Source organism: Parageobacillus sp. KH3-4 (assembly GCF_022846435.1).
Classification (GTDB): domain Bacteria; phylum Bacillota; class Bacilli; order Bacillales; family Anoxybacillaceae; genus Parageobacillus; species Parageobacillus thermoglucosidasius_A.
This window is the reverse complement of sequence record NZ_AP025627.1, coordinates 2546023-2568620: the sequence shown is the minus strand read 5'-3', so window position 1 is coordinate 2568620 and position 22598 is coordinate 2546023. Positions and strand designations below refer to the sequence as shown.

The 22598-nt window shown below is 45.2% G+C and carries 21 protein-coding genes; all 21 read left to right on the top strand.

Annotated features, from left to right (window positions below):
- Positions 1–59: 59 nt before the first annotated feature.
- The 21 genes from MWM02_RS12910 to MWM02_RS12810 all read left to right on the top strand — a co-directional run bounded on the left by MWM02_RS12910 (position 60) and on the right by MWM02_RS12810 (position 22481).
- A complete protein-coding gene (locus MWM02_RS12910; RefSeq protein WP_064550978.1) occupies positions 60–1589 on the top strand; it encodes an ABC transporter ATP-binding protein in 1530 nt (509 codons plus the stop codon).
- Positions 1586–2632: an ABC transporter permease gene (locus tag MWM02_RS12905; protein ID WP_064550977.1), complete on the top strand. Its 1047-nt coding sequence runs from the start codon at positions 1586–1588 to the stop codon at positions 2630–2632. Before MWM02_RS12910 ends, MWM02_RS12905 begins: the two co-directional genes overlap by 4 nt.
- On the top strand, positions 2633–3592 hold the full coding sequence (locus tag MWM02_RS12900) for an ABC transporter permease (RefSeq protein WP_064550976.1): 960 nt from the start codon (positions 2633–2635) through the stop codon (positions 3590–3592).
- A gap of 140 nt (positions 3593–3732) precedes the next feature.
- Positions 3733–5013 (top strand): EF-P 5-aminopentanol modification-associated protein YfmF, encoded by a 1281-nt coding sequence (yfmF, locus tag MWM02_RS12895; protein ID WP_244402189.1) that lies wholly within the window; start codon positions 3733–3735, stop codon positions 5011–5013.
- Between the two features lie 2 nt (positions 5014–5015).
- A complete protein-coding gene (gene yfmH, locus MWM02_RS12890; protein WP_064550974.1) occupies positions 5016–6308 on the top strand; it encodes an EF-P 5-aminopentanol modification-associated protein YfmH in 1293 nt (430 codons plus the stop codon).
- Positions 6309–6347: 39 nt separating this feature from the next.
- Positions 6348–7064 (top strand): elongation factor P 5-aminopentanone reductase, encoded by a 717-nt coding sequence (gene ymfI, locus MWM02_RS12885; protein ID WP_064550973.1) that lies wholly within the window; start codon positions 6348–6350, stop codon positions 7062–7064.
- Positions 7065–7126: 62 nt separating this feature from the next.
- Positions 7127–7375, top strand: a complete 249-nt coding sequence (locus MWM02_RS12880) for a DUF3243 domain-containing protein (RefSeq protein WP_064550972.1) — start codon at positions 7127–7129, stop codon at positions 7373–7375.
- A 139-nt stretch (positions 7376–7514) separates the two neighbouring features.
- Complete coding sequence (locus MWM02_RS12875; protein WP_064550971.1) at positions 7515–8306, top strand: DUF3388 domain-containing protein; 792 nt, start codon at positions 7515–7517, stop codon at positions 8304–8306.
- Between the two features lie 30 nt (positions 8307–8336).
- On the top strand, positions 8337–9212 hold the full coding sequence (locus tag MWM02_RS12870; protein ID WP_244402188.1) for a helix-turn-helix domain-containing protein: 876 nt from the start codon (positions 8337–8339) through the stop codon (positions 9210–9212).
- 54 nt (positions 9213–9266) lie between these two features.
- A complete protein-coding gene (pgsA, locus tag MWM02_RS12865) occupies positions 9267–9845 on the top strand; it encodes a CDP-diacylglycerol--glycerol-3-phosphate 3-phosphatidyltransferase (RefSeq protein WP_064550969.1) in 579 nt (192 codons plus the stop codon).
- 113 nt (positions 9846–9958) lie between these two features.
- Positions 9959–11206, top strand: coding sequence for a competence/damage-inducible protein A (locus MWM02_RS12860; protein ID WP_244402187.1), 1248 nt, complete (start codon positions 9959–9961; stop codon positions 11204–11206).
- A 165-nt stretch (positions 11207–11371) separates the two neighbouring features.
- Positions 11372–12424: a recombinase RecA gene (gene recA, locus MWM02_RS12855; protein ID WP_064551284.1), complete on the top strand. Its 1053-nt coding sequence runs from the start codon at positions 11372–11374 to the stop codon at positions 12422–12424.
- Positions 12425–12895: 471 nt separating this feature from the next.
- Complete coding sequence (gene rny / locus MWM02_RS12850) at positions 12896–14461, top strand: ribonuclease Y (protein WP_064550967.1); 1566 nt, start codon at positions 12896–12898, stop codon at positions 14459–14461.
- 83 nt (positions 14462–14544) lie between these two features.
- Positions 14545–15339, top strand: coding sequence for a TIGR00282 family metallophosphoesterase (locus MWM02_RS12845; protein WP_064550966.1), 795 nt, complete (start codon positions 14545–14547; stop codon positions 15337–15339).
- 125 nt (positions 15340–15464) lie between these two features.
- Positions 15465–15725: a stage V sporulation protein SpoVS gene (gene spoVS, locus MWM02_RS12840; protein ID WP_003251598.1), complete on the top strand. Its 261-nt coding sequence runs from the start codon at positions 15465–15467 to the stop codon at positions 15723–15725.
- Between the two features lie 88 nt (positions 15726–15813).
- Complete coding sequence (locus MWM02_RS12835) at positions 15814–16737, top strand: dipeptidase (protein ID WP_244402186.1); 924 nt, start codon at positions 15814–15816, stop codon at positions 16735–16737.
- 194 nt (positions 16738–16931) lie between these two features.
- Positions 16932–18668, top strand: coding sequence for a 2-oxoacid:acceptor oxidoreductase subunit alpha (locus tag MWM02_RS12830; protein WP_244402185.1), 1737 nt, complete (start codon positions 16932–16934; stop codon positions 18666–18668).
- A 2-nt stretch (positions 18669–18670) separates the two neighbouring features.
- Positions 18671–19537: a 2-oxoacid:ferredoxin oxidoreductase subunit beta gene (locus tag MWM02_RS12825; protein ID WP_244402184.1), complete on the top strand. Its 867-nt coding sequence runs from the start codon at positions 18671–18673 to the stop codon at positions 19535–19537.
- Between the two features lie 187 nt (positions 19538–19724).
- Positions 19725–21296: a tRNA (N6-isopentenyl adenosine(37)-C2)-methylthiotransferase MiaB gene (miaB, locus tag MWM02_RS12820; RefSeq protein WP_064550962.1), complete on the top strand. Its 1572-nt coding sequence runs from the start codon at positions 19725–19727 to the stop codon at positions 21294–21296.
- A gap of 1 nt (position 21297) precedes the next feature.
- Entirely contained in the window at positions 21298–21729 is a 432-nt protein-coding gene (locus MWM02_RS12815) for a YlbF/YmcA family competence regulator (protein ID WP_064550961.1), read from the top strand.
- Positions 21730–21935: 206 nt separating this feature from the next.
- Positions 21936–22481 (top strand): outer spore coat protein CotE, encoded by a 546-nt coding sequence (locus MWM02_RS12810; protein ID WP_064550960.1) that lies wholly within the window; start codon positions 21936–21938, stop codon positions 22479–22481.
- Positions 22482–22598: the final 117 nt, after the last annotated feature.

Genomic DNA, 22598 nt, shown 5'->3' with positions numbered 1-22598 from the left:
TGTTTATTGCCTCTTTCCATTTTATGATTTTACCTTGCTCAAGTAAGGAGTGAATTTATTTGGAATATGTCATTGAAATGTTGAACATTCGAAAGGTGTTTGGCAAATTCGTCGCAAACGACAACATCACATTGCAGTTAAAAAAAGGGGAGATTCATGCGCTCTTAGGGGAAAACGGAGCAGGGAAATCGACGCTTATGAACGTGCTGTTTGGTCTCTACCAGCCGGATGGAGGCGAGATTCGCGTTAAAGGAAAAAAAGTAAACATCACTGACCCGAACGTTGCCAACGAACTTGGAATTGGCATGGTGCACCAGCATTTTATGCTTGTCGATACGTTTACGGTCACGGAAAATATTATTTTGGGCAGCGAACCGACAAAAGGCGGCGCCATTGATATGAAACGGGCAGAACAAGAAGTGCGCGAACTGTCGGAACGGTACGGGCTAGCGGTAGATCCGACGGCGAAAATCGCTGATATTTCTGTCGGTATGCAGCAGCGCGTCGAAATTTTAAAAACGCTGTACCGTGGTGCCGACATTTTAATTTTTGACGAACCAACGGCGGTGTTAACCCCGCAGGAAATACATGAACTCATTCAAATTATGAAAAAATTGGTAAAAGAGGGAAAATCAATTATTTTAATTACCCACAAATTAAAAGAAATTATGGAAGTGTGCGACCGCGTCACGGTCATTCGCCGTGGAAAGGGAATTGCTACGTTAAATGTTGCGGAAACGAATCCAAACGAGCTCGCGTCTCTTATGGTCGGCCGCGAAGTACAGTTTAAAACAGAAAAGAAACCGGCGCAGCCGGGCAAACCGGTGCTTGAGATCAAGGACTTGGTTGTCAAAGACGCGCGTGGCGTCACCGCTGTCAATCATCTCGATTTAACGGTACATGCTGGAGAAATCGTCGGCATTGCCGGGGTGGACGGCAACGGGCAGACGGAGCTGATTGAGGCGCTTACAGGACTTGTGAAAGTGGAATCGGGCTCGATTTTGCTGAACGGCCGCGATATTGCGAACCTTCCGCCACGAAAAATTATCGAAGCAGGCGTCGGCCATATCCCGCAGGACCGCCACAAACACGGGCTTGTTCTTGATTTTCCCATCGGGGAAAATATGGTGCTGCAAACGTATTACAAACCGCCATATTCAAAAAGCGGAGTTTTAAACTTTAAAGCGATTTATGAAAAAGCGCGCCAGCTCATTGCCGAATTTGATGTGCGGACTCCGGATGAATATACGAAAGCGCGTGCGCTGTCCGGCGGAAACCAGCAAAAAGCGATTATCGGCCGAGAAGTCGACCGCGACCCGGACTTGCTCATTGCCGCTCAGCCGACGCGCGGCCTTGACGTTGGGGCAATTGAGTTTATTCATCGGCGTCTGATCGAACAGAGGGACAAAGGGAAAGCGGTGCTTCTTGTTTCATTTGAACTAGATGAAGTGATGAACGTAAGTGACCGCATCGCCGTTATTTACGAAGGAAAAATCGTTGCCATTGTCGATCCGAAAGAAACGACAGAGCAAGAACTCGGGCTATTAATGGCGGGAAGTAAACGGAAGGAAGCAGGTGTGTCTTCATGAATTCAAGTCGGCTTAATCATTTTCTCGTTCCTGTGCTCGCAGTTTTATTAGGAATGATCGTCGGCTCCATCGTGATGATTATTAGCGGCTATAATCCGATCGCGGGATATTCCGCGCTGCTATACGGAGCGTTTGGCGATCCGTATTACATTGGCGAAACGATCCGACAGACGACGCCTTATATTTTGGCGGGTCTTGCCGTTGCGTTTGCGTTCCGTACCGGCCTGTTTAACATCGGTGTGGAAGGCCAGCTCATTGTCGGCTGGCTCGCGGCAGTATGGGTCGGCGTATCGTTTGAGCTTCCGAAAGCCATTCACCTGCCGCTGGCGATTTTTGCAGCAGCGCTGGCGGGATCACTATGGGCACTCATTCCTGGGATTTTAAAGGCGTATTTAAAAGTGCATGAAGTGATTATTACGATTATGATGAACTATATTGCGCTTCATGTGACAAATGCTGTCATCCGCTCTGTTTTATCGGAGGAAGGCTTTAAATCAAAGCAGGTGCATGAAAGCGCGTCGCTTCGCTCGGAGTTTTTAGAATCGATTACGTACCACTCTTCCATGCATTATGGCATCATTATTGCGATCATCGGCGCGGTCGTGATGTGGTTTCTGCTTGAAAAAACGACAAAAGGGTTTGAGCTGCGCGCTGTCGGGTTTAACCAGCACGCTTCTCAATATGCGGGAATGAACGTAAGAGCAAATATAATTTTATCGATGGTGATTTCTGGAGCGTTCGCCGGAATCGCCGGTGCGATGGAAGGGCTAGGCACTTTCGGAAATATTTCTGTGAAAGCTGGTTTTACTGGTATAGGATTTGATGGCATCGCCGTTGCGCTGATTGGCGGAAATAACGCATTTGGGATATTGCTATCGGCGCTATTGTTCGGCGCGTTGAAAGTTGGGGCGTTAGAGATGCCATCAAGCGCGGGTGTGCCGACAGAACTAGTCGATATTATTATTGCGCTCATTATTTTCTTTGTCGCGTCAAGCTATGTTATTCGCTTATTATTATCTCGTTTGAAAAAGGGGGCGGAATAAGTGAGCGTCTATGAAGTATTGCAAGTGATTATTCCATCTGCCATTTTCTTTGCTGCTCCCCTTATTTTTACGGCGCTTGGTGGCGTATTTAGCGAACGATCCGGCGTTGTGAACATCGGTCTGGAAGGATTAATGATCATCGGAGCGTTTGTTAGCATCGTTTTCAATTTGACGTTTGCCGACACGTTCGGGGCGCTCACCCCATGGCTCGCTTTGCTCGCTGCGATGATCGTCGGCACCATTTTTTCGCTGCTCCACGCCGTTGCATCCATTTCGTTTCGCGCCGATCAAGTCGTCAGCGGTGTGGCGATTAACTTTTTAGCGCTTGGATTATCGCTCTTTTTAGTCAAAAAAATGTACGGAAAAGGACAGACCGACCAAATTCAAATTGGATTTGATAAAATTGACATCCCTGTATTAAGCGATATTCCCGTGATTGGGCCGCTCTTTTTCTCCAATACGTACGTTCCATCGTATTTGGCGATTATTTTGGCGTTCGTCGCATGGTACGTCATTTACAAAACGCCGTTCGGCCTTCGGCTTCGCGCAGTCGGCGAGCATCCGATGGCAGCGGATACGATGGGAATCAACGTGACGAAAATGCGTTACATCGCCGTTATGATCAGCGGAGCGTTAGGCGGAATCGGCGGCGCGGTGTACGCGACGATCATTTCCCGTGATTTTAGCCATGCGACGATTTCCGGGCACGGTTTTATGGCGCTCGCAGCGATGATTTTCGGAAAATGGCATCCGATCGGTGCGATGGGAGCAGCGTTGTTTTTCGGCTTGGCGCAAAGTTTAAGCATTGTCGGAAAAACGATTCCATTTTTAAAAAATGTACCGACGGTCTATTTGTTGATCGCGCCATATGTGCTGACGATTTTGGCGCTTGCCGGCTTTATCGGCCGTGCGGAAGCGCCGAAAGCTTCAGGCATGCCTTACATTAAAGGAAAACGGTAAAAGTCCGCGGAAAGAACTCGACGCTTGTTCGAGTTCTTTTTTGCTTTTATTTGCATTTTGCGTTTTATAAAAGGTATATTGTTGATATGATGAACACAACAATAAAATATCGGCAAGCTCACGTTAAAGGAGGAGTTCGATTGGTCAATGAAAAAATAACGGCAATAGAGAATATAAACGTCCATACGATTCCGACAAATAAATATAAAACCAATACGCTCGTATGGAAAATGAAAGCGCCGCTGGCAAACGAAACGGTGACGTTGCGCGCCCTTTTGCCGTATGTGCTGCAAAGCGGCACCGCCGAGCATCCAAGCGCGAAGCAGCTGCGCACATATTTAGATGAACTGTATGGAGCGACGTTAAATGTTGATTTATCCAAAAAAGGCGAAAGCCATATTATTACGATTCGCATCGACGTGGCAAATGAAGTGTTTTTGCAAGAGAAAATGCCGCTTCTTCGCAATGCTCTCAAGCTGTTAAGCGATATTATTCTTCGCCCCGCCCTACAAGACGGCCGGTTTGTCGACCGCATTGTGGAGCAAGAAAAGCGAGCGCTTAAGCAGCGCATTCAAGCAGTATATGACGATAAAATGCGGTATGCAAGCTTGCGGCTTATTCAAGAAATGTGCAAAGGAGAGCCGTACGCCCTGAATGCTAACGGCGAACTAGACGATGTGGACCGCATTACGGCGGAGGAGCTTTTTCAATATTATAAAAAAGCGCTGCAAGAAGACGAAATCGATTTATACGTTATCGGAGACGTACAAGAAGAAACTGTATTGGAAGCAGTTGCCTCGCATTTTTCGCTGCCAAACCGTACGGTTCGCTCATCTATGGGAGAAATGGTTTTAAGCAAAACGCGGGATAAAGTAAACGAAGTGATCGAAAAGCAAGATATTAAACAAGGAAAATTGAACATTGGCTACCGGACGAACATCACATACGACGACGACGATTATTACGCGCTGCAAATGTTTAACGGCATTTTTGGCGGTTTTTCTCATTCTAAACTGTTTATGAATGTCCGCGAAAAAGCAAGCTTGGCGTATTATGCCGCCTCACGTTTGGAAAGCCATAAAGGGTTATTGATGGTCACATCCGGCATCGAACCAGCGAATTATCAAAAGGCGCTGCAAATTATTGAAAAGCAAATGGAAGCGATGAAAAACGGCGATATTACCGATGAAGAAATCGCGCAGACGAAAGCAGTGATCCGCAACCAATTGTTAGAAACGATCGATACGCCGCGCGGATTAGTGGAAGTGCTTTACCATAACGTTGTCGCGAAGCGGGAACGGTCGATTGAAGAATGGCTATCAGGCACAGACAGTGTATCGCGGGAGGAAATCGTGCGCGTTGCTGGCAAAGTCGAACTTGATACGATTTACTTCCTGACCGGAATGGAGGGAACGGAATAGCGATGGAGAAAATCGTCTATGAGCAGCTGCAAGAACAGCTGTTTTATGAAAAAATGGAAAACGGTTTAGATGTGTACATTTTACCAAAAAAAGGGTTTAACAAAACGTATGCAACGTTTACGGCAAAATATGGGTCGGTTGACAATCAATTTGTTCCGCTCGGGAAGACGGAGATGAAGCGGGTGCCGGACGGAATCGCTCACTTTTTAGAGCATAAACTGTTCGAAAAAGAAGATGGCGATGTGTTCCAACAGTTCAGCAAACAAGGAGCCTCGGCAAACGCCTTCACTTCGTTTACGCGTACGGCCTATTTGTTTTCAAGCACGACAAATGTAGAAAAAAATTTAGAAACGCTCATCGATTTTGTGCAAAGCCCATATTTTTCTGAGCAAACGGTAGAAAAAGAAAAAGGAATCATCGGCCAAGAAATTCGCATGTACGACGACAATCCGGACTGGCGCGTTTATTTTGGCGCCATTGAAAGCATGTATCAAAACCATCCGGTGAAAATTGATATTGCCGGCACGGTTGAATCCATTTCCCATATTACGAAAGAATTGTTATACGAATGTTACGAAACGTTTTACCATCCGAGCAATATGCTGTTGTTTATCGTCGGGCCGGTCGATGAACAAAAAATCATGCAGCAAGTTCGCGATAACCAGGCAAAAAAATCGTTTCCAAAAGCTGGCGAGATTCAGCGCTTTGTGTACGATGAACCGAAAGAGAAAGCGGAAGAAAAGAAAGTCATTCCGATGCATGTGCAAACGAGCAAATGCATCGTCGGAATTAAGGCCCCAATTGTTCATCCGGCCGGTAAAGAAAAATTGATTCACGAGTTGGCGTTCAATGTTTTGTTAGATTATTTATTCGGGAAAAGCTCGCCGCATTATGAGCGGCTGTATGAGCTTGGGCTAATTGATGAAACGTTTATGTACGATTACACGGAAGAGCGGGAGTTTGGCTTTGCGATGGTCGGCGGGGATACGAGCGATCCAGACCGGCTTAGCGAAGAAATTAAACAAATCTTGCTGTCTTTCTCGGGTGATTCCGTAACAGACGCGCAATTAGAGCGGGTGAAAAAGAAAAAAATCGGTGCGTTTTTGCGTTCGCTAAACTCTCCGGAATATATTGCCAACCAGTTTACGCGATACGCGTTTAACGAAGTAAGCTTGTTTGATATCATTCCAGTGTTACAGTCATTAACGATCGAACAGATGGATCAAATCGCCAAACAATGTTTCCGCGAATCGCAAATAGCGGTATGCCAAGTCGTTCCAAAAGAAAGAAAGTAGCATCCTTCTTATGGAGGATGCTTTTTTAGGGGGATTGTCATGAAATACGCGCTTATTACCGGAGCAAGCGGGGGAATTGGGACAAGCATCGCCCGCCAGCTCGCTTCTGACGGCTACGGTCTTTTGCTGCATTATCACCGCCGCCGCGAGCAAGTAGAAAAGCTGAAAAACGAACTGGCCAACGTTCACGTCATTCCTGTTCAAGCTGATCTTTCGCAGGAAAATGGCGTAGACACGCTGCTTTCGCAAATCAATCGTCCTATCGATGTCATTATTCATAACAGCGGAGACAGCTATTACGGTCTCATTACGGATATGAGCGATGAGTTGGTGCGAAGAATGGTTCAGCTTCATGTGACAAGCCCGATTTTGTTGACGAAAAAGCTGTTGCCACAGATGATTGCAAACAAGCGGGGAAATATCGTTGTTATTTCGTCGATTTGGGGCTTAACAGGCGCTTCCTGCGAAGTCGTCTATTCCATGGTCAAAGGCGGGCAAAACGCGTTTGTTAAGGCGCTTGCAAAAGAATTAGCGCCCAGCGGCATCCGCGTGAATGCCGTTGCTCCGGGGGCGATTGATACCGATATGTTGCGCCGGTTCAGCGAGGAAGAATTGCGCTCGATTGCTGACGATATTCCGATCGGGCGCATCGGCACGCCGGATGAGGTGGCGAAAACGGTGGCATTTCTGCTCTCTGACGCTGCTTCATACATAACGGGACAAATTATTTCCGTCAATGGCGGTTGGTACTGTTAAGTATATTTTTAACAAAAAGCAGACAAACTATCCTTGAAACGAAAATCAAGGAGGTTATACGTATGTCTGTATTGGACAACTTCGAACAATGGAAAGACTTCCTGGCAGACCGCCTTCAACAAGCACAGCAGCAAGGATTAAGCCAACAAGTGATCGCAGACGTCGCTTATCAAATCGGTGATTATTTAGCAAAACAAGTAGATCCAAAAAACTCAGAAGAACGGTTGCTTGCTGACCTCTGGAGCGTTGCCGACGAACAAGAGCAGCACGCTATTGCAAACATGATGATCAAATTAGTGCAACAAAAATAAATAACGTGTAAAGAGGGGAGATTTCCCCTCTTTTTTCATTCTAATCCCTTTTCTGTTGCTTTCCCATTCGATATTATAGTAGTATGAACTTATCATAGGAGTTTGTGCGGGCATTTTGTGATGTGGGAGGAGAGACGGGATGGGGAAGCAGGAGTGGTATTTGGAATATGAAATACATATTAACCGTCCGGGTTTGTTAGGCGATGTTGCTTCATTATTAGGAATGTTGTCTATTAATATTGTTACGATTAACGGCGTCCATGGTTCGCGGCGTGGCATGCTTCTTCTTTGTGATAATAACGAACAGATCGAACGATTGTCTACCATTTTGCAAACAATGGATAATATTACAGTGACAAAGTTGCGGCAGCCGAAGCTGCTCGATCGCCTTGCTGTCCGTCACGGCCGCTATATCCAGCGCGACGCCGACGATAAAAAAACGTTTCGCTTCGTACGCGATGAACTTGGGCTGCTAGTTGATTTTATGGCGGAGATTTTTAAAGAAAAAGGCCATAAGCTGATTGGCATTCGCGGAATGCCGCGCGTCGGCAAAACGGAATCGATCGTTGCGGCAAGTGTTTGCGCGAATAAACGTTGGCTTTTTGTATCATCAACGCTGATTAAGCAAACGGTGCGCAGCCAGCTGATTGAAGACGAATATAGCGAAGATAATATTTTCATTATTGACGGTATCGTGTCTACTCGGCGGGCGAACGAAAGGCATTGGCAGCTTATTCGGGAGCTGATGCGCCTTGAGGCGACAAAGGTGGTGGAGCATCCGGATATTTTTATCCGCCATACCGAGTACACTCTTGATGATTTTCATTATATTATTGAATTGCGCAATGATCCAAATGAGGAAATTACGTACGATATCATTGAACAGCCGTCACTGTTTGGTAACGATGGATTTTCTGATTTTGACTTTTAATAAAGAAAAAGAAGTGGAAGGTGTTTGTCGTTGACGGAACTAGGTAAACGTTTAAAGGAAGCAAGAGAAGCGAAAAACATTAGTTTGGACGAGTTGCAAGAGATGACGAAAATTCAGAAGCGCTATTTAATCGGCATTGAAGAAGGAAACTATGCGATTATGCCGGGAAATTTTTATGTTCGAGCGTTCATTAAACAATATGCCGAGGCAGTCGGACTTGATCCGGAAGAAATATTTGAAGAGTATAAGCAAGATATTCCGCAATCGTATCAAGAAGAAATTCCGCAACAATTATCGCGAGTAAAAACGCGGCAACAAATTTCACCGAGAGGTTCGAAATGGGTGGATTTGCTGCCAAAATTGCTTATTGCCGCGGTGATCGTCGGCATCGCAATCGTGATTTGGTTGCTTTTGCAGCAACATGACGCAGGAAATAAATCGGGCAGTCAGATTGTGGGAGATACGACGACAGAAGTGGAACGCCCGAAAAACTCTCCGCTTGAAAAGGCTGCGAAGGAAGAAAAAGAGAAAAAACAAGAAAATAAGAAAAAACAACAAGAAACGAAAGAATCTCCTTCTTCGGATTCTACGCTTACAGTTGTAGAAAAAAGCGGAAATTTATCGACGATCGAATTGACGAATACGGATAAATTTGTCATTGAATTGACGTCGAAAGGCACCTCGTGGGTAGCAGTGTATAATACAAAAGGTCATTCCTTTTTCCAAGGAAATTTAGCGAACGGGCAAACGCAAACGTTCGATTTATCGGCGGAGACGGAAGTGTTTGTCAAAATCGGCAGAACGCTCGATGTCGATATAAAAGTAAATGGACAACCTTTCGCTTATCCAATCGACCCGAAAGACGAAGTATATCAAAAACTGAAATTTGTCTTTAAAAAATCGTAACATCGTCTTTTATGAGATGATGCTTTTACATGTTTAGCAGCGGAGGTATTCACAGTGAATTTGCCTAATAAAATAACAGTGGCACGAATTATGCTAATACCGTTATTTTTAATAGTGATGTTGGTCCCGTTTGGGTGGGGCAGCGTGAGAATTGGAACAGAAACGCTGCCAATCGCCCACCTTATCGGCGCGCTTATTTTCATCATCGCTTCGACAACCGATTGGATTGACGGATATTATGCCCGGAAATATCAGCTTGTGACTAATTTAGGAAAGTTTTTGGACCCGCTCGCTGATAAGCTGCTTGTCTCTGCGGCGCTCATTGTGCTTGTTGAGCTTCATTACGCGCCTTCATGGATGGCGATTGTCATCATCAGCCGTGAGTTTGCCGTTACGGGGCTTCGGCTTGTGCTTGCCGGCGAAGGGGAAGTGATGGCTGCCAACATGCTTGGCAAAATTAAAACTTGGACGCAAATTGTCGCGATTTCCGCTCTTCTGTTGCATAATTTTCCTTTTTCTTTTATTTCATTTCCGTTTGCTGATTTAGCACTTTGGGTGGCAGTTGTGTTTACGATTTGGTCTGGTTGGGATTATTTCGCCAAAAATAAACATGTTTTCTTGCATTCAAAATAGCGGAAATACGCGCACAGCCAAACAAAAGATTGTATAAAGATTTAGTTTTTTGATGGTCCAAGCTTGTTAGATTCCAAATTTAAGATTTGACCCAAACAAAGGGGGCGCTTTCATTGAACGCGGAAATTATCGCTGTTGGCTCCGAATTGTTGCTTGGGCAGATCGCTAACACGAATGCGCAGTTTTTATCTGCCCAGCTCGCCGAACTTGGCATTAACGTATATTTTCATACTGTTGTAGGCGACAATGCTGCCCGTCTGGAAAAAGCGGTAAAAGTGGCACAAACACGGGCGAATTTAATTATTTTCACAGGCGGACTTGGTCCAACGAAAGATGATTTAACAAAAGAGACGATTGCCCGCCTATTGGGGCGAGAGCTTGTCATTGACAAGGAAGCGCTTCATTCCATCGAAGCGTATTTTGCCCGCACAGGCCGAACGATGACAGAAAACAATAAAAAGCAGGCGCTTGTATTGCAAGGCTCCACTGTATTGAGAAACGAACACGGAATGGCGCCTGGAATGGCAATGACGATCGATTCGATTACGTACATGCTTCTCCCTGGTCCGCCAAAGGAAATGCAGCCGATGTTCATCAAATACGGCCGCCCGTTCTTAATGGAGAAGCTTGACCGCCATGAGCGCATTGAATCGCGTGTGCTACGCTTTTTCGGAATCGGTGAATCGCAGCTTGAAACGGAAATCGAAGATCTTATTGAGCAACAGTCAAATCCGACGATTGCCCCTCTTGCCGGCGATGGGGAAGTAACGCTGCGCTTGACAGCGAAACACCATTCTGAAATCGAAGCCAAAAAGCTTCTTGATAAAACCGAACAAGCGATTTTAGCGCGCGTCGGCCGCTATTTTTATGGCTACAACGATGAAACGCTGTTTAAAAATGCCGTGAAGATGTTGAAGGAAAAAAAGAAAACGATCGCGGCTGCCGAAAGCCTCACTGGCGGGCTTTTCTTAACGGAATTAACGGCCATTCCCGGCGCTTCCCAAGTGGTTCGCGGCGGGGTCGTCTGCTATGCCAATGAAGTAAAGGAGAAAGTTCTTCGCGTTCCCGCTTCTGTGTTGGCAACCGACGGAGCGGTAAGCGAACGCTGCGCAAAGCTGTTGGCGGAAAATGTCCGCACGCTTTGCCATGCGGATATTGGCATTAGTTTTACAGGCGTGGCAGGACCGGACCCGCTTGAAGGGAAACCAGTCGGTACCGTATATATTGGTATTTCCACCTCTGAAAATAAAACAGACGTCTACGCCCTCGCATTATCCGGCCAGCGTGATGCGATTCGCATTCGCACTGCGAAACACGGCTGCTCCATTATATTAAAAACATTGGCAGCTGCACGTTCGTAGCTGTCTTTCCCCCCTCGTTGTCCTCACTGCTTTTTTTTTCACCGCCAAAGGAGAATTTTTCTATTCCCGCCATTAGAAAAACGAATGAACGTTCGATTTTTTTCTTGGCAACCACCTTAAAAAACGGTATAGTATAAGTAGTCAAGAAAAAGGAGGAGTTTGTTGGTGAATCAAGATCGTCAAGCTGCCTTGGAACAGGCGTTAAAACAGATCGAAAGGCAATTTGGAAAAGGCTCAATCATGAGACTTGGAGAGCAAACAGATCGTAAAATATCCACTGTGTCAAGCGGATCGCTTGCGCTCGATATCGCTTTAGGTGTTGGCGGATATCCGCGTGGCCGCATTATTGAAATATATGGGCCTGAATCTTCCGGGAAAACAACGGTGGCGCTCCACGCGATCGCCGAAGTGCAGAAACAAGGAGGGCAAGCCGCGTTTATCGACGCAGAGCACGCGCTTGATCCGGTGTATGCGCAAAAATTAGGCGTGAACATTGATGAATTGCTACTTTCCCAGCCGGATACAGGAGAGCAGGCGCTGGAAATTGCCGAGGCGCTGGTAAGAAGCGGTGCGGTCGATATTATCGTTATTGACTCTGTCGCGGCGCTCGTGCCAAAAGCGGAAATTGAAGGGGAAATGGGCGACGCTCACGTTGGCTTGCAGGCTCGCCTCATGTCGCAAGCGTTGCGCAAATTATCAGGAGCGATTAATAAATCAAAGGCGATCGCGATTTTCATCAACCAAATTCGCGAAAAAGTCGGTGTGATGTTCGGAAATCCAGAGACAACTCCAGGCGGTCGCGCGTTAAAATTTTATGCTTCAGTCCGTCTAGAAGTGCGCCGGGCCGAACAAATCAAGCAAGGCAACGATATGGTTGGAAATAAAACGAAAATTAAAGTCGTGAAAAATAAAGTTGCCCCTCCATTTAAAACGGCTGACGTAGATATTATGTACGGAGAGGGAATTTCCCGCGAAGGCGAAATTATTGATATGGCGTCAGAGTTAGATATCGTGCAAAAAAGCGGCTCCTGGTATTCGTATAAAGACGAGCGCTTGGGTCAAGGCCGCGAAAATGCAAAACAGTTTTTAAAGGAGAATCCGCATATCGCTGAAGAAATTGCCCAAGAAATTCGCAAACATTACGGGATTGAGTCTCCTTCAAGTTCTAGTGATACAAACGGGTCACAACAGGAGGAATTCGGACTTTTGGAAGAATAAACGAGAGAGGAAACGGTTGTTTCCTCTCTTTTTTTTATTATCTTTTATATATTTTCGTTTGTTACAGGGAGAAACTTGCTATATCTTGACAATAAAATTTGCCACCTTTAAAATTAACATGTATATTTTACAATAATCAACCTTGAACGTCCGTGACTCCGGCTAGCTAAAAATGGCTCATGTACAAAGCGTTACGCGCCATAAAAGAAAAATTTTGGATTGAGCCAACTGGACGTTAAACACCAATTATGGTGTTTATTGTATGGGACATTTGGCAGAATGGGAGCGCGTTTGCGCAAAAGTGAAGAACATTCTCGCTTTATCGGCTTCAGCCGTACACCAGTTCAGTTCATGGGCGGATTATATGTGTTGCTGATTTCGATGCCAGTAAGAAATACTGTACGTTGTACGTTGCGTACTGCTGACAGTCATTTCGTAACAATTAGCTTATAGCAAGAGGAGGTGAAAGAAATGAGTTCCATCATCATCTCCGCTTTGCTTGTCTTGCTTGCTTTAGTTGTCGGTGCCGTTGTTGGCTTTTTTGTTCGAAAATCCATTGCGGAAGCGAAAATTGGCGGCGCACAAGCAGCAGCAAATCAAATCGTTGAAGAAGCAAAACGAGAAGCTGATGCGCTGAAAAAGGAAGCGCTTCTTGAAGCAAAGGATGAAATTCACAAACTTCGCACAGAAGTGGAACGCGAAATTCGCGATCGAAGAAGCGAATTGCAAAAACAAGAAAATCGCTTGCTGCAAAAAGAGGAAAATCTGGATCGAAAGGATGAAGCGCTGAACAAACGCGAGGCGCTTTTAGAAAAGAAAGAAGACGCACTTAATAAAAGACAACAACATATTGAACAAATGGAAAGCAAAGTGGAAGAACTCGTTCAACAGGAACAAATGGAACTGGAACGAATTTCCGGATTGACGCGCGAAGAAGCGCGGCAAATCGTTTTGGAACGCGTGGAAAAAGAACTGTCTCATGAAATTGCGGTGATGGTGAAAGAAGCTGAAACACGCGCAAAAGAAGAGGCGGATAAAAAGGCAAAAGCCATTTTATCGCTGGCGATTCAGCGCTGTGCGGCTGATCATGTTGCCGAAACGACTGTATCTGTCGTTAATTTGCCAAACGATGAGATGAAAGGGCGGATCATTGGCCGCGAAGGCCGGAATATTCGTACGCTTGAAACGCTCACCGGCATCGATTTAATTATTGATGATACGCCGGAAGCGGTTATTTTATCGGGATTTGACCCAATCCGTAGAGAAACGGCGAGAATCGCCTTGGACAAATTGGTTCAAGATGGGCGCATTCATCCGGCAAGAATTGAGGAAATGGTGGAAAAAGCAAGACGGGAAGTGGATGAGCATATTCGTGAAGTCGGCGAACAGACGACGTTCGAAGTTGGCGTTCACGGATTACACCCGGATTTGATCAAAATTTTAGGACGGCTTAAATTCCGGACAAGCTACGGGCAAAATGTTTTGAAGCATTCGGTGGAAGTGGCGTTTTTAGCTGGTTTGATGGCGGCGGAACTGGGAGAAGACGAAATGTTGGCAAGACGCGCCGGCCTCCTTCATGATATTGGCAAAGCGATTGACCATGAAGTAGAAGGAAGCCATGTGGAAATCGGGGTGGAATTAGCGACAAAATATAAAGAACACCCAGTTGTCATTAACAGCATTGCTTCCCATCACGGCGATACGGAGCCGACTTCCGTCATTGCGGTGCTTGTCGCGGCAGCGGATGCCCTTTCGGCGGCAAGACCGGGAGCGCGCAGCGAAACGCTGGAAAACTATATTCGCCGTCTTGAAAAATTGGAGGAAATCGCTGAATCATACGAAGGTGTGGAAAAATCATATGCGATCCAAGCAGGACGGGAAGTGCGCATTATGGTGAAACCAGATGCGATTGATGACTTAGAAGCGCATCGATTGGCGCGGGAGATCCGCAAACGGATCGAGGAAGAGCTTGATTATCCAGGTCATATTAAAATTACCGTTATTCGTGAAACGAGAGCGGTCGAATATGCAAAATAAAGTGGCGGCATCGCCACTTTATTTTTTTTATATTTTATGACAAACTTGAACTAGTTATATTTCAGCTTAGAAAGGGATATATAATGAAATTATTATTTATCGGCGATGTTGTCGGTTCTCCAGGAAGAAAAATGGTAGAACAATATTTGCCAAAATTAAAAGAAAAGCATAAACCAAACGTGATCGTCATTAATGGGGAAAATGCGGCAGGGGGGAAAGGTATTACGGAAAAAATTTATCGCGCGTTTCTCGAACAAGGCGTCCATGTCGTGACACTAGGCAATCACGCATGGGATCAACGCGATATTTTTGAATTTATCGATGATGCCAAGGCGCTGATACGACCAGCCAATTTGCCCGAAGGAGTGCCGGGGAAAGGGATCGTATACGTGCAAGTCGAGAATATGGAAGTGGCCATTATTAACTTGCAAGGAAGAATCTTTTTGCCGCCCATTGACTGTCCGTTTAAAAAAGCGGACGAGCTTATCGAGGAAGCATCTCGACGCACGCCAATGATTTTTGTCGATTTTCACGCGGAGGCGACAAGCGAAAAGCAAGCGATGGGATGGTATTTGGACGGGCGGGTGTCCGCGGTTGTCGGCACGCATACGCATGTGCAAACAGCAGATGCCCGCATTTTGCCAAAAGGGACGGCATACATTACGGATGTTGGGATGACTGGCCCGTATGACGGAATTTTAGGAGTAGATCGTGAGGCGGTATTGCGGAAATTTTTAACGTCGTTGCCTGTCCGCTTTGAAGTGAAAGAAGGGAGAAGCCAATTGAACGCTGTGCTCATTGATATTGACGCGAAAACGGGACGGGCCAATAAAATTGAACGGATTTTCATCAATGATGACTATCCTTATTTTGAATAATCCGTTTTTTAGTAATTTTCAAAAATATTTATGAAGATAGCAGGAATACTTTCCAAAACAGTGAATATAGTAACAATGGAACTATTTTTGTAAAGAATTTTTAAGGAATGAGGGAGGAACTAGAAATGGAAATATTAAAAGTTTCAGCAAAGTCGAATCCTAACTCTGTAGCTGGTGCACTTGCCGGGGTATTGCGCGAACGCGGGGCAGCCGAAATTCAAGCGATCGGTGCAGGTGCATTAAACCAAGCCGTTAAGGCAGTAGCCATCGCACGAGGGTTTGTGGCACCGAGCGGCATGGACCTTATTTGCATTCCTGCGTTTACTGACATCATCATTGATGGGGAAGAGCGTACGGCGATTAAATTAATCGTAGAGCCTCGTTAACCGTTAACATTCATAACAGGAATATAACCTGCTTGAGCCTGAATGGGAGGCAAGCAGGTTATTTTTGCTTTAGCGCGGAGGGAGTTTTATGATTTTCGATGCACATTGTGATGCTTTAATGAAATTATGGATGGATCGATCTTTATCGTTTCAAAACGGCCAACATCTTCATGTCACGTTTCCAGCGCTGGTAGAGGCGAAAGTGAAAGTCCAATGTTTCGCCATTTACATTCCGGAAAACGTTCCGGAAGAAGCACGCTTTACGGTTGCGCTAGAAATGATCGATATCTTTTTTGAGCGAATCATTGGCCGGTTTCCGTCGATGAAATTCATCCGTTCCAAACGGGATATTGACGCATTGGAAGAAAATGAAATTGGTGCGATGCTGACGCTCGAAGGGTGCGATGCGATCGGGACAAGCATTGTGAAGTTAAAAACGCTGCTTCGCCTTGGCGTCTCGTCTGTCGGGCTTACGTGGAATTGGGCAAACGCCGTAGCGGATGGGTCATGGGAACAGCGCGGGGCTGGATTGACAGAATTTGGGAAACAAGTCGTACGGTATCTTAACGAAGCGAAACGTTGGGTCGATGTTTCCCATTTATCGGAAAAAGCGTTTTGGGACGTATTAGAAATCGCGCAATTTCCGATTGCTTCCCACTCTAATACATATCGTTTCTGCCCGCATCCCCGCAATTTGCGCGACGAACAAATTCGCGCATTGATAGAGAAAAACGGGATGATCGGAATTACGTTCGTTCCATATTTTTTGACGAAAGAGAGCGAAAAAGCGGTGATTTCTGACGTTCTCCGCCATTTAGAGCACGTTTGTTCGCTCGGGGGAGCGAGACACGTTGGGTTTGGCTCCGATTTTGATGGGACGGAAGAAACGGTAAAAGGTCTGGAAAATGCGAGATGTTACGCAAATTTGGTGAACGAGCTGCAAAAACATTATTCGGAAGAAGAAGTGGAATGGTTTTTATTCCGCAATTTTTACGATCATTTGCCGCAGTAATGTAAAAAAATAATGTATTCGTGACGGCTGCGATAAGCGCAGCTGCTTTTTTATCTAGAACGAAATGGCTGGATACAATATTTTCATATGCTAAAATTTTTGCAAAAATCATTGTCTTAAAGTCTAGTGATTTTATCGGAAAAATGCTACACTTATAATTGTAATTTTTGACCGAACTTAAAGGGGTGTAAGCAATGATTCATCAGCTTTCATGGAAAGTTGGAGGGCAGCAGGGAGAAGGAATCGAAAGTACCGGTGAAATCTTCTCCATTGCACTAAACCGTCTAGGTTATTATTTATATGGGTACCGCCATTTTTCTTCGCGGATCAAAGGTGGGCATACGAACAACAAAATTCGCGTAAGCACGACACCAGTTCGTTCGATTGCCGATGATCTTGATATATTAGTAGCGTTTGACCAAGAATCGATTGATTTTAATTTTCATGAACTTCGCGATGGCGGGATCGTGATCGCTGACGCGAAATTTAATCCAACGATTCCGGAAGACCGAAATGTAACGTTGTATGCCGTTCCATTTACGGATATCGCGACAAATTTAGGCACATCGCTCATGAAAAACATGGTCGCTGTCGGTGCCTCAAGCGCAGTCCTTGACATTGATATTAGCGCATATCAAGAAGTAGTGCAAGAAATTTTTGGAAGAAAAGGCCAGCAAGTAGTGGAAAAAAATATGGAAGCACTTCGCGCTGGAGCGCAATATATGAAAGAACAGCTTGGCGATCGCATGCAAACGATGAAGTTAGCAAAAGCGGATGGCAAAAAGCGGATGTTTATGATCGGCAACGACGCGATTGCCTTAGGGGCGATAGCCGGAGGAGCGCGTTTTATGGCGGCATATCCAATTACTCCAGCTTCGGAAATCATGGAATATTTAATTAAAAAACTTCCGGAACTAGGAGGTGCCGTCATTCAAACAGAAGACGAAATAGCCGCATGCACGATGGCGATTGGCGCTAACTACGCTGGAGTGCGGGCGTTCACGGCATCTGCGGGTCCAGGTCTTTCCCTTATGGTGGAATCGATCGGGCTTGCCGGAATGACAGAAACACCGCTTGTCATCGTGGATACACAGCGCGGCGGTCCAAGTACAGGTTTGCCGACAAAACAAGAGCAATCGGACTTAATGGCGATGATTTATGGCACGCATGGCGAGATTCCAAAAATCGTGATGGCGCCAAGCACGGTGCAAGAAGCGTTTTACGATATGGCAGAAGCGTTCAACCTTGCGGAAGAATATCAATGCCCGGTCATCGTGCTGTCTGATTTGCAGCTTTCCCTTGGCAAGCAGACGGTCGAACCGTTAGAGTACGATAAAATCGAAATCCGCCGCGGCAAACTAGTAACAGAAGAACTTCCTCCACTAGAGAAAAAAGGTAATTTTAAACGTTACGAAGTCACTGAAGATGGCATTTCTCCACGCGTGCTTCCGGGAACGCCAAACGGCATTCATCATGTGACGGGAGTGGAGCACGCGGAGACAGGAACTCCGTCTGAAGCCGCGGCAAACCGAAAAGCGCAGATGGATAAACGGCTGCGCAAATTAAAACATATTAAATTCAACACGCCAGTTCATAAAAATGTGAAACACGATGAAGCGGACTTGTTGATTGTCGGTTTTATTTCTACGCGCGGCGCGATCGAAGAAGCGATCGAGCGGCTCGAACAGGACGGCGTAAAAGTCAATCATGCGCATATCCGCCTTCTTCATCCGTTCCCGACGGAAGAAGTGCTGCCGCTTGTTGCAGCGGCGAAAAAAGTCGTCGTCGTTGAGCAAAATGCAACAGGGCAACTTGCAAACATTCTTAAAATGAATGTTGGACATGCTGAAAAAATTGCTAATGTCTTGAAATATGACGGCAACCCATTTTTGCCGAACGAAGTTTATACAAAATGCAAGGAGTTGTTATAAGCATGGCGACGTTTAAAGACTTTCGCAATGATGTAAAACCAAACTGGTGCCCGGGTTGCGGCGATTTTTCCGTTCAGGCTGCGATCCAACGCGCTGCAGCAAACATCGGGCTTGAACCGCACCAATTAGCAGTTATTTCTGGTATCGGCTGTTCGGGCCGTATTTCCGGATACATTCATTCGTACGGATTTCACGGCACTCACGGCCGCGCGCTACCGCTTGCTCAAGGCGTGAAAATGGCGAACCGCGATTTAACGGTCATTGCCGCCGGCGGCGACGGCGACGGCTTTGCGATCGGCATGGGGCATACGATTCATGCGATTCGCCGCAACATCGATATTACGTACATTGTGATGGACAACCAAATTTACGGTTTGACAAAGGGGCAAACATCGCCGCGAAGTGATGTCGGTTTTAAAACGAAAAGCACCCCGCAAGGATCTGTCGAACCGGCCCTTTCGATTATGGAAATCGCCCTAAGCGCCGGCGCAACGTTTGTCGCGCAAAGTTTTTCCAGCGACTTAAAAGAATTGACAAGCTTAATTGAAGAAGGAATCAAACATAAAGGATTCTCGCTTATTAACGTATTCAGTCCATGTGTAACGTATAATAAGGTAAACACATACGACTGGTTTAAAGAAAATTTGGTGAAAGTCAACGACATCGAAGGATATGATCCGTCTGACCGCGCCATGGCGATGCAAACAGTGATGAAATATAAAGGACTAGTAACGGGGCTTATTTACCAAAACAAAGAACAAAAATCGTATCAAGAATTGCTTCACGGCTACAGTGAAACACCGCTTACGGAAGCAGACCTTCGCTTAAGCAAAGAGAAATTCGAAGAATTAGTTTCTGAATTTATGTAATTTGGAAATGATTCACTCCCAATTAGGTATTGCCTAGTTGGGAGTGATTTTGTTATGATAACATGTTCCGTATAAAACGGAACAAGAAAAGTATTGTTTAAATTTGTTCTGAATTATATACTATGGTAATGTGTATGTTGTGAGAAAAACATTTTTTCTTGCAGTTCTTAATAGAAAGGAGATTGTTATGAACGAAAAACAACGTTTAGAACAAACAGGGCAAATTCAAACAATGGATCATCCAACGGACAAAAAATCCGCTTTGGATGCGCTAAAGAAAAAAACGAGCAAAGATTATGAAAAGTATTTTACGAGCGTATTTATTCCGCCAAATCTAAAAGAAGCGAAAAAGCGCGGAAAAGAAGAAGTGAAATATTATAAAGATTTCACAATCCCAGAACAATTCCGCGGCATGGGCAACGGCCGCAAGTTTTACATTCGCACATACGGCTGCCAAATGAACGAACATGACACGGAAGTCATGGCAGGAATTTTTATGGAGCTTGGATATGAGCCAACTGACCGCCCGGAAGATGCGAATGTCATTTTATTAAATACGTGCGCGATTCGCGAAAATGCGGAAAACAAAGTATTTGGCGAGATCGGTCACTTAAAGCAGCTTAAGCAAGACAATCCAGATTTGCTCCTTGGCGTATGCGGCTGTATGTCGCAAGAAGAATCGGTCGTCAATAAAATTTTGAAACAATATCAATATGTTGATATGATTTTCGGCACGCATAACATCCATCGCCTGCCATACATTTTGCATGAAGCATATATGTCAAAAGAAATGGTTGTCGAAGTATGGTCAAAAGAAGGCGATGTCATCGAAAATCTTCCGAAAGCGCGCAAAGGCAACATTAAAGCATGGGTAAACATTATGTACGGCTGCGATAAGTTCTGTACGTACTGTATCGTTCCGTATACGCGCGGAAAAGAACGAAGCCGCCGTCCGGAAGACATTATCCAAGAAGTGCGCCATCTCGCCGCCCAAGGATATAAAGAAGTTACGCTTCTCGGCCAAAACGTCAACGCCTACGGAAAAGATTTCACGGATATAAAATACGGCCTTGGCGATTTAATGGACGAACTCCGAAAAATTGATATTGCACGTATCCGTTTTACGACTAGCCATCCGCGCGATTTTGACGATCGTTTAATCGAAGTGCTCGCCAAACGCGGCAATTTAGTCGAACATATTCATTTGCCGGTGCAATCAGGCAGCACGGAAATATTGAAGTTAATGGGCCGGAAATATACGCGCGAGGAATATTTAGAGCTTGTTCGCAAAATTAAAGCGGCGATTCCAGACGTTGCATTAACGACGGACATTATTGTCGGATTCCCGAACGAAACGGAAGAACAATTTGAAGAGACGTTGTCGTTATACCGCGAGGTCGAATTTGATTCTGCTTATACGTTTATTTATTCGCCGCGTGAAGGCACACCGGCAGCGAAAATGGTTGACAATGTGCCGATGGAAGTGAAAAAAGAACGCTTGCACCGGTTGAATGCGCTTGTCAATGAAATTTCGGCAAGAAAAATGAAGGAATATGAAGGGAAAGTTGTCGAAGTATTAGTGGAAGGAGAAAGCAAAAACAACCCTGATGTCCTTGCCGGATATACGCGAAAAAACAAACTAGTCAATTTCACCGGTCCAAAGTCGGCGATTGGCAAACTAGTGAAAGTACGGATTACCGAGGCGAAAACGTGGACATTAAACGGGGAAATGGTAGAAGAAGCGATCGAGGTGAAATAAGATGGCCAAATATACGCGTGATGAAGTTTTAGCACAGGCGAAAGAACTGGCAAAAATGATTGCCGAGACGGAAGAAGTTGATTTTTTTAAACGCGCGGAAGAAAAAATACACCAAAATGAAAAAGTGCGCGCGATGATCGCGCAAATTAAATCGCTGCAAAAACAGGCGGTAAATTTAAAACATTACGGGAAATACGAAGCGCTGAAAAAAGTAGAAGAACAAATTGACGACATCTATGAAGAACTTTCGCAAATTCCGATTGTAAACGAATTCCAGCAGTCGCAAATGGAAGTGAACGATCTTCTCCAACTTGTTGCTTCTACCATTTCCAATACAGTGACCGATGAGATTATCGCATCTACAGGCGGCGACGTATTGCGCGGCGAGACGGGCGCGCAAATACGCTATAGCAGAAACGGCGGCTGCCATTAATAAAAAGAGAGAAGAAAAGGAAAGAAAAGGAGACGTCCTTTGTTGAGGGAAGGGCGTCTTTTTTTATGGTCGAAAAAGTAGGCACATCATACGAACCCCACGCATACAATGAACTATAAGGGAATGATTCATCAACTTATGTGCACATTAGGCGAAGTCATGCATAGGATGAAATGAAGAAGATTCATTTGAGGAGGGTTTTTCGTATGTCTGAATACAGAGAAATTATTACAAAAGCGGTTGTCGGGAAAGGCCGTAAATTTACGCAATCGACGCATACAGTTACGCCCCCAAATCGGCCATCAAGCATTTTAGGGTGCTGGATTATTAACCATCGCTATGACGCGAAAAAAAGCGATAAAACGGTCGAAATCCATGGAAACTATGACATTAACGTTTGGTATTCGTACAACAACAACACAAAAACAGAAGTTGTTACGGAAACCGTCTCTTACACGGATGCCGTGAAATTAAAATATCGCGACAATGACGACATTATTAACGATGATACAGATATTATCGTCCGCGTCATCCAGCAGCCGAACTGCTTGGAATGCACCATTTCGCCAAACGGAAATAAAATCGTTGTTGATGTAGAACGGGAATTTGTTGCCGAAGTTATCGGAGAAACGAAATTATACGTGGCGATCAACCCGGAAGGCCGCAGCAGCGACGATGATTTCGAATACGATGAACTTGATGAAGAATTGGAAGATTTAAGCCCAGATTTGCTTCTTGATGATGAAGAGTAAAAACTAGGAAGGAAGACCTTCCTAGTTTTTATGTTGGAAATATATGAGGTTTAATTTGCTACCATCTAGCACATCTTGAATATTATATCAAAGTTTACATCATATTTATGATCCAGG

Excerpts from the sequence above, each read along its gene's own strand:
- MWM02_RS12905 (WP_064550977.1), top strand. The coding sequence starts at position 1,586 with ATGAATTCAAGTCGGCTTAATCATTTTCTCGTTCCTGTGCTCGCAGTT.
- yfmH (WP_064550974.1), top strand. The coding sequence starts at position 5,016 with ATGGAGAAAATCGTCTATGAGCAGCTGCAAGAACAGCTGTTTTATGAA.
- ymfI (WP_064550973.1), top strand. The coding sequence starts at position 6,348 with ATGAAATACGCGCTTATTACCGGAGCAAGCGGGGGAATTGGGACAAGC.
- MWM02_RS12880 (WP_064550972.1), top strand. The coding sequence starts at position 7,127 with ATGTCTGTATTGGACAACTTCGAACAATGGAAAGACTTCCTGGCAGAC.
- MWM02_RS12875 (WP_064550971.1), top strand. The coding sequence starts at position 7,515 with ATGGGGAAGCAGGAGTGGTATTTGGAATATGAAATACATATTAACCGT.
- rny (WP_064550967.1), top strand. The coding sequence starts at position 12,896 with ATGAGTTCCATCATCATCTCCGCTTTGCTTGTCTTGCTTGCTTTAGTT.
- MWM02_RS12845 (WP_064550966.1), top strand. The coding sequence starts at position 14,545 with ATGAAATTATTATTTATCGGCGATGTTGTCGGTTCTCCAGGAAGAAAA.
- spoVS (WP_003251598.1), top strand. The coding sequence starts at position 15,465 with ATGGAAATATTAAAAGTTTCAGCAAAGTCGAATCCTAACTCTGTAGCT.
- MWM02_RS12835 (WP_244402186.1), top strand. The coding sequence starts at position 15,814 with ATGATTTTCGATGCACATTGTGATGCTTTAATGAAATTATGGATGGAT.
- MWM02_RS12830 (WP_244402185.1), top strand. The coding sequence starts at position 16,932 with ATGATTCATCAGCTTTCATGGAAAGTTGGAGGGCAGCAGGGAGAAGGA.
- MWM02_RS12825 (WP_244402184.1), top strand. The coding sequence starts at position 18,671 with ATGGCGACGTTTAAAGACTTTCGCAATGATGTAAAACCAAACTGGTGC.
- miaB (WP_064550962.1), top strand. The coding sequence starts at position 19,725 with ATGAACGAAAAACAACGTTTAGAACAAACAGGGCAAATTCAAACAATG.
- MWM02_RS12815 (WP_064550961.1), top strand. The coding sequence starts at position 21,298 with ATGGCCAAATATACGCGTGATGAAGTTTTAGCACAGGCGAAAGAACTG.
- MWM02_RS12810 (WP_064550960.1), top strand. The coding sequence starts at position 21,936 with ATGTCTGAATACAGAGAAATTATTACAAAAGCGGTTGTCGGGAAAGGC.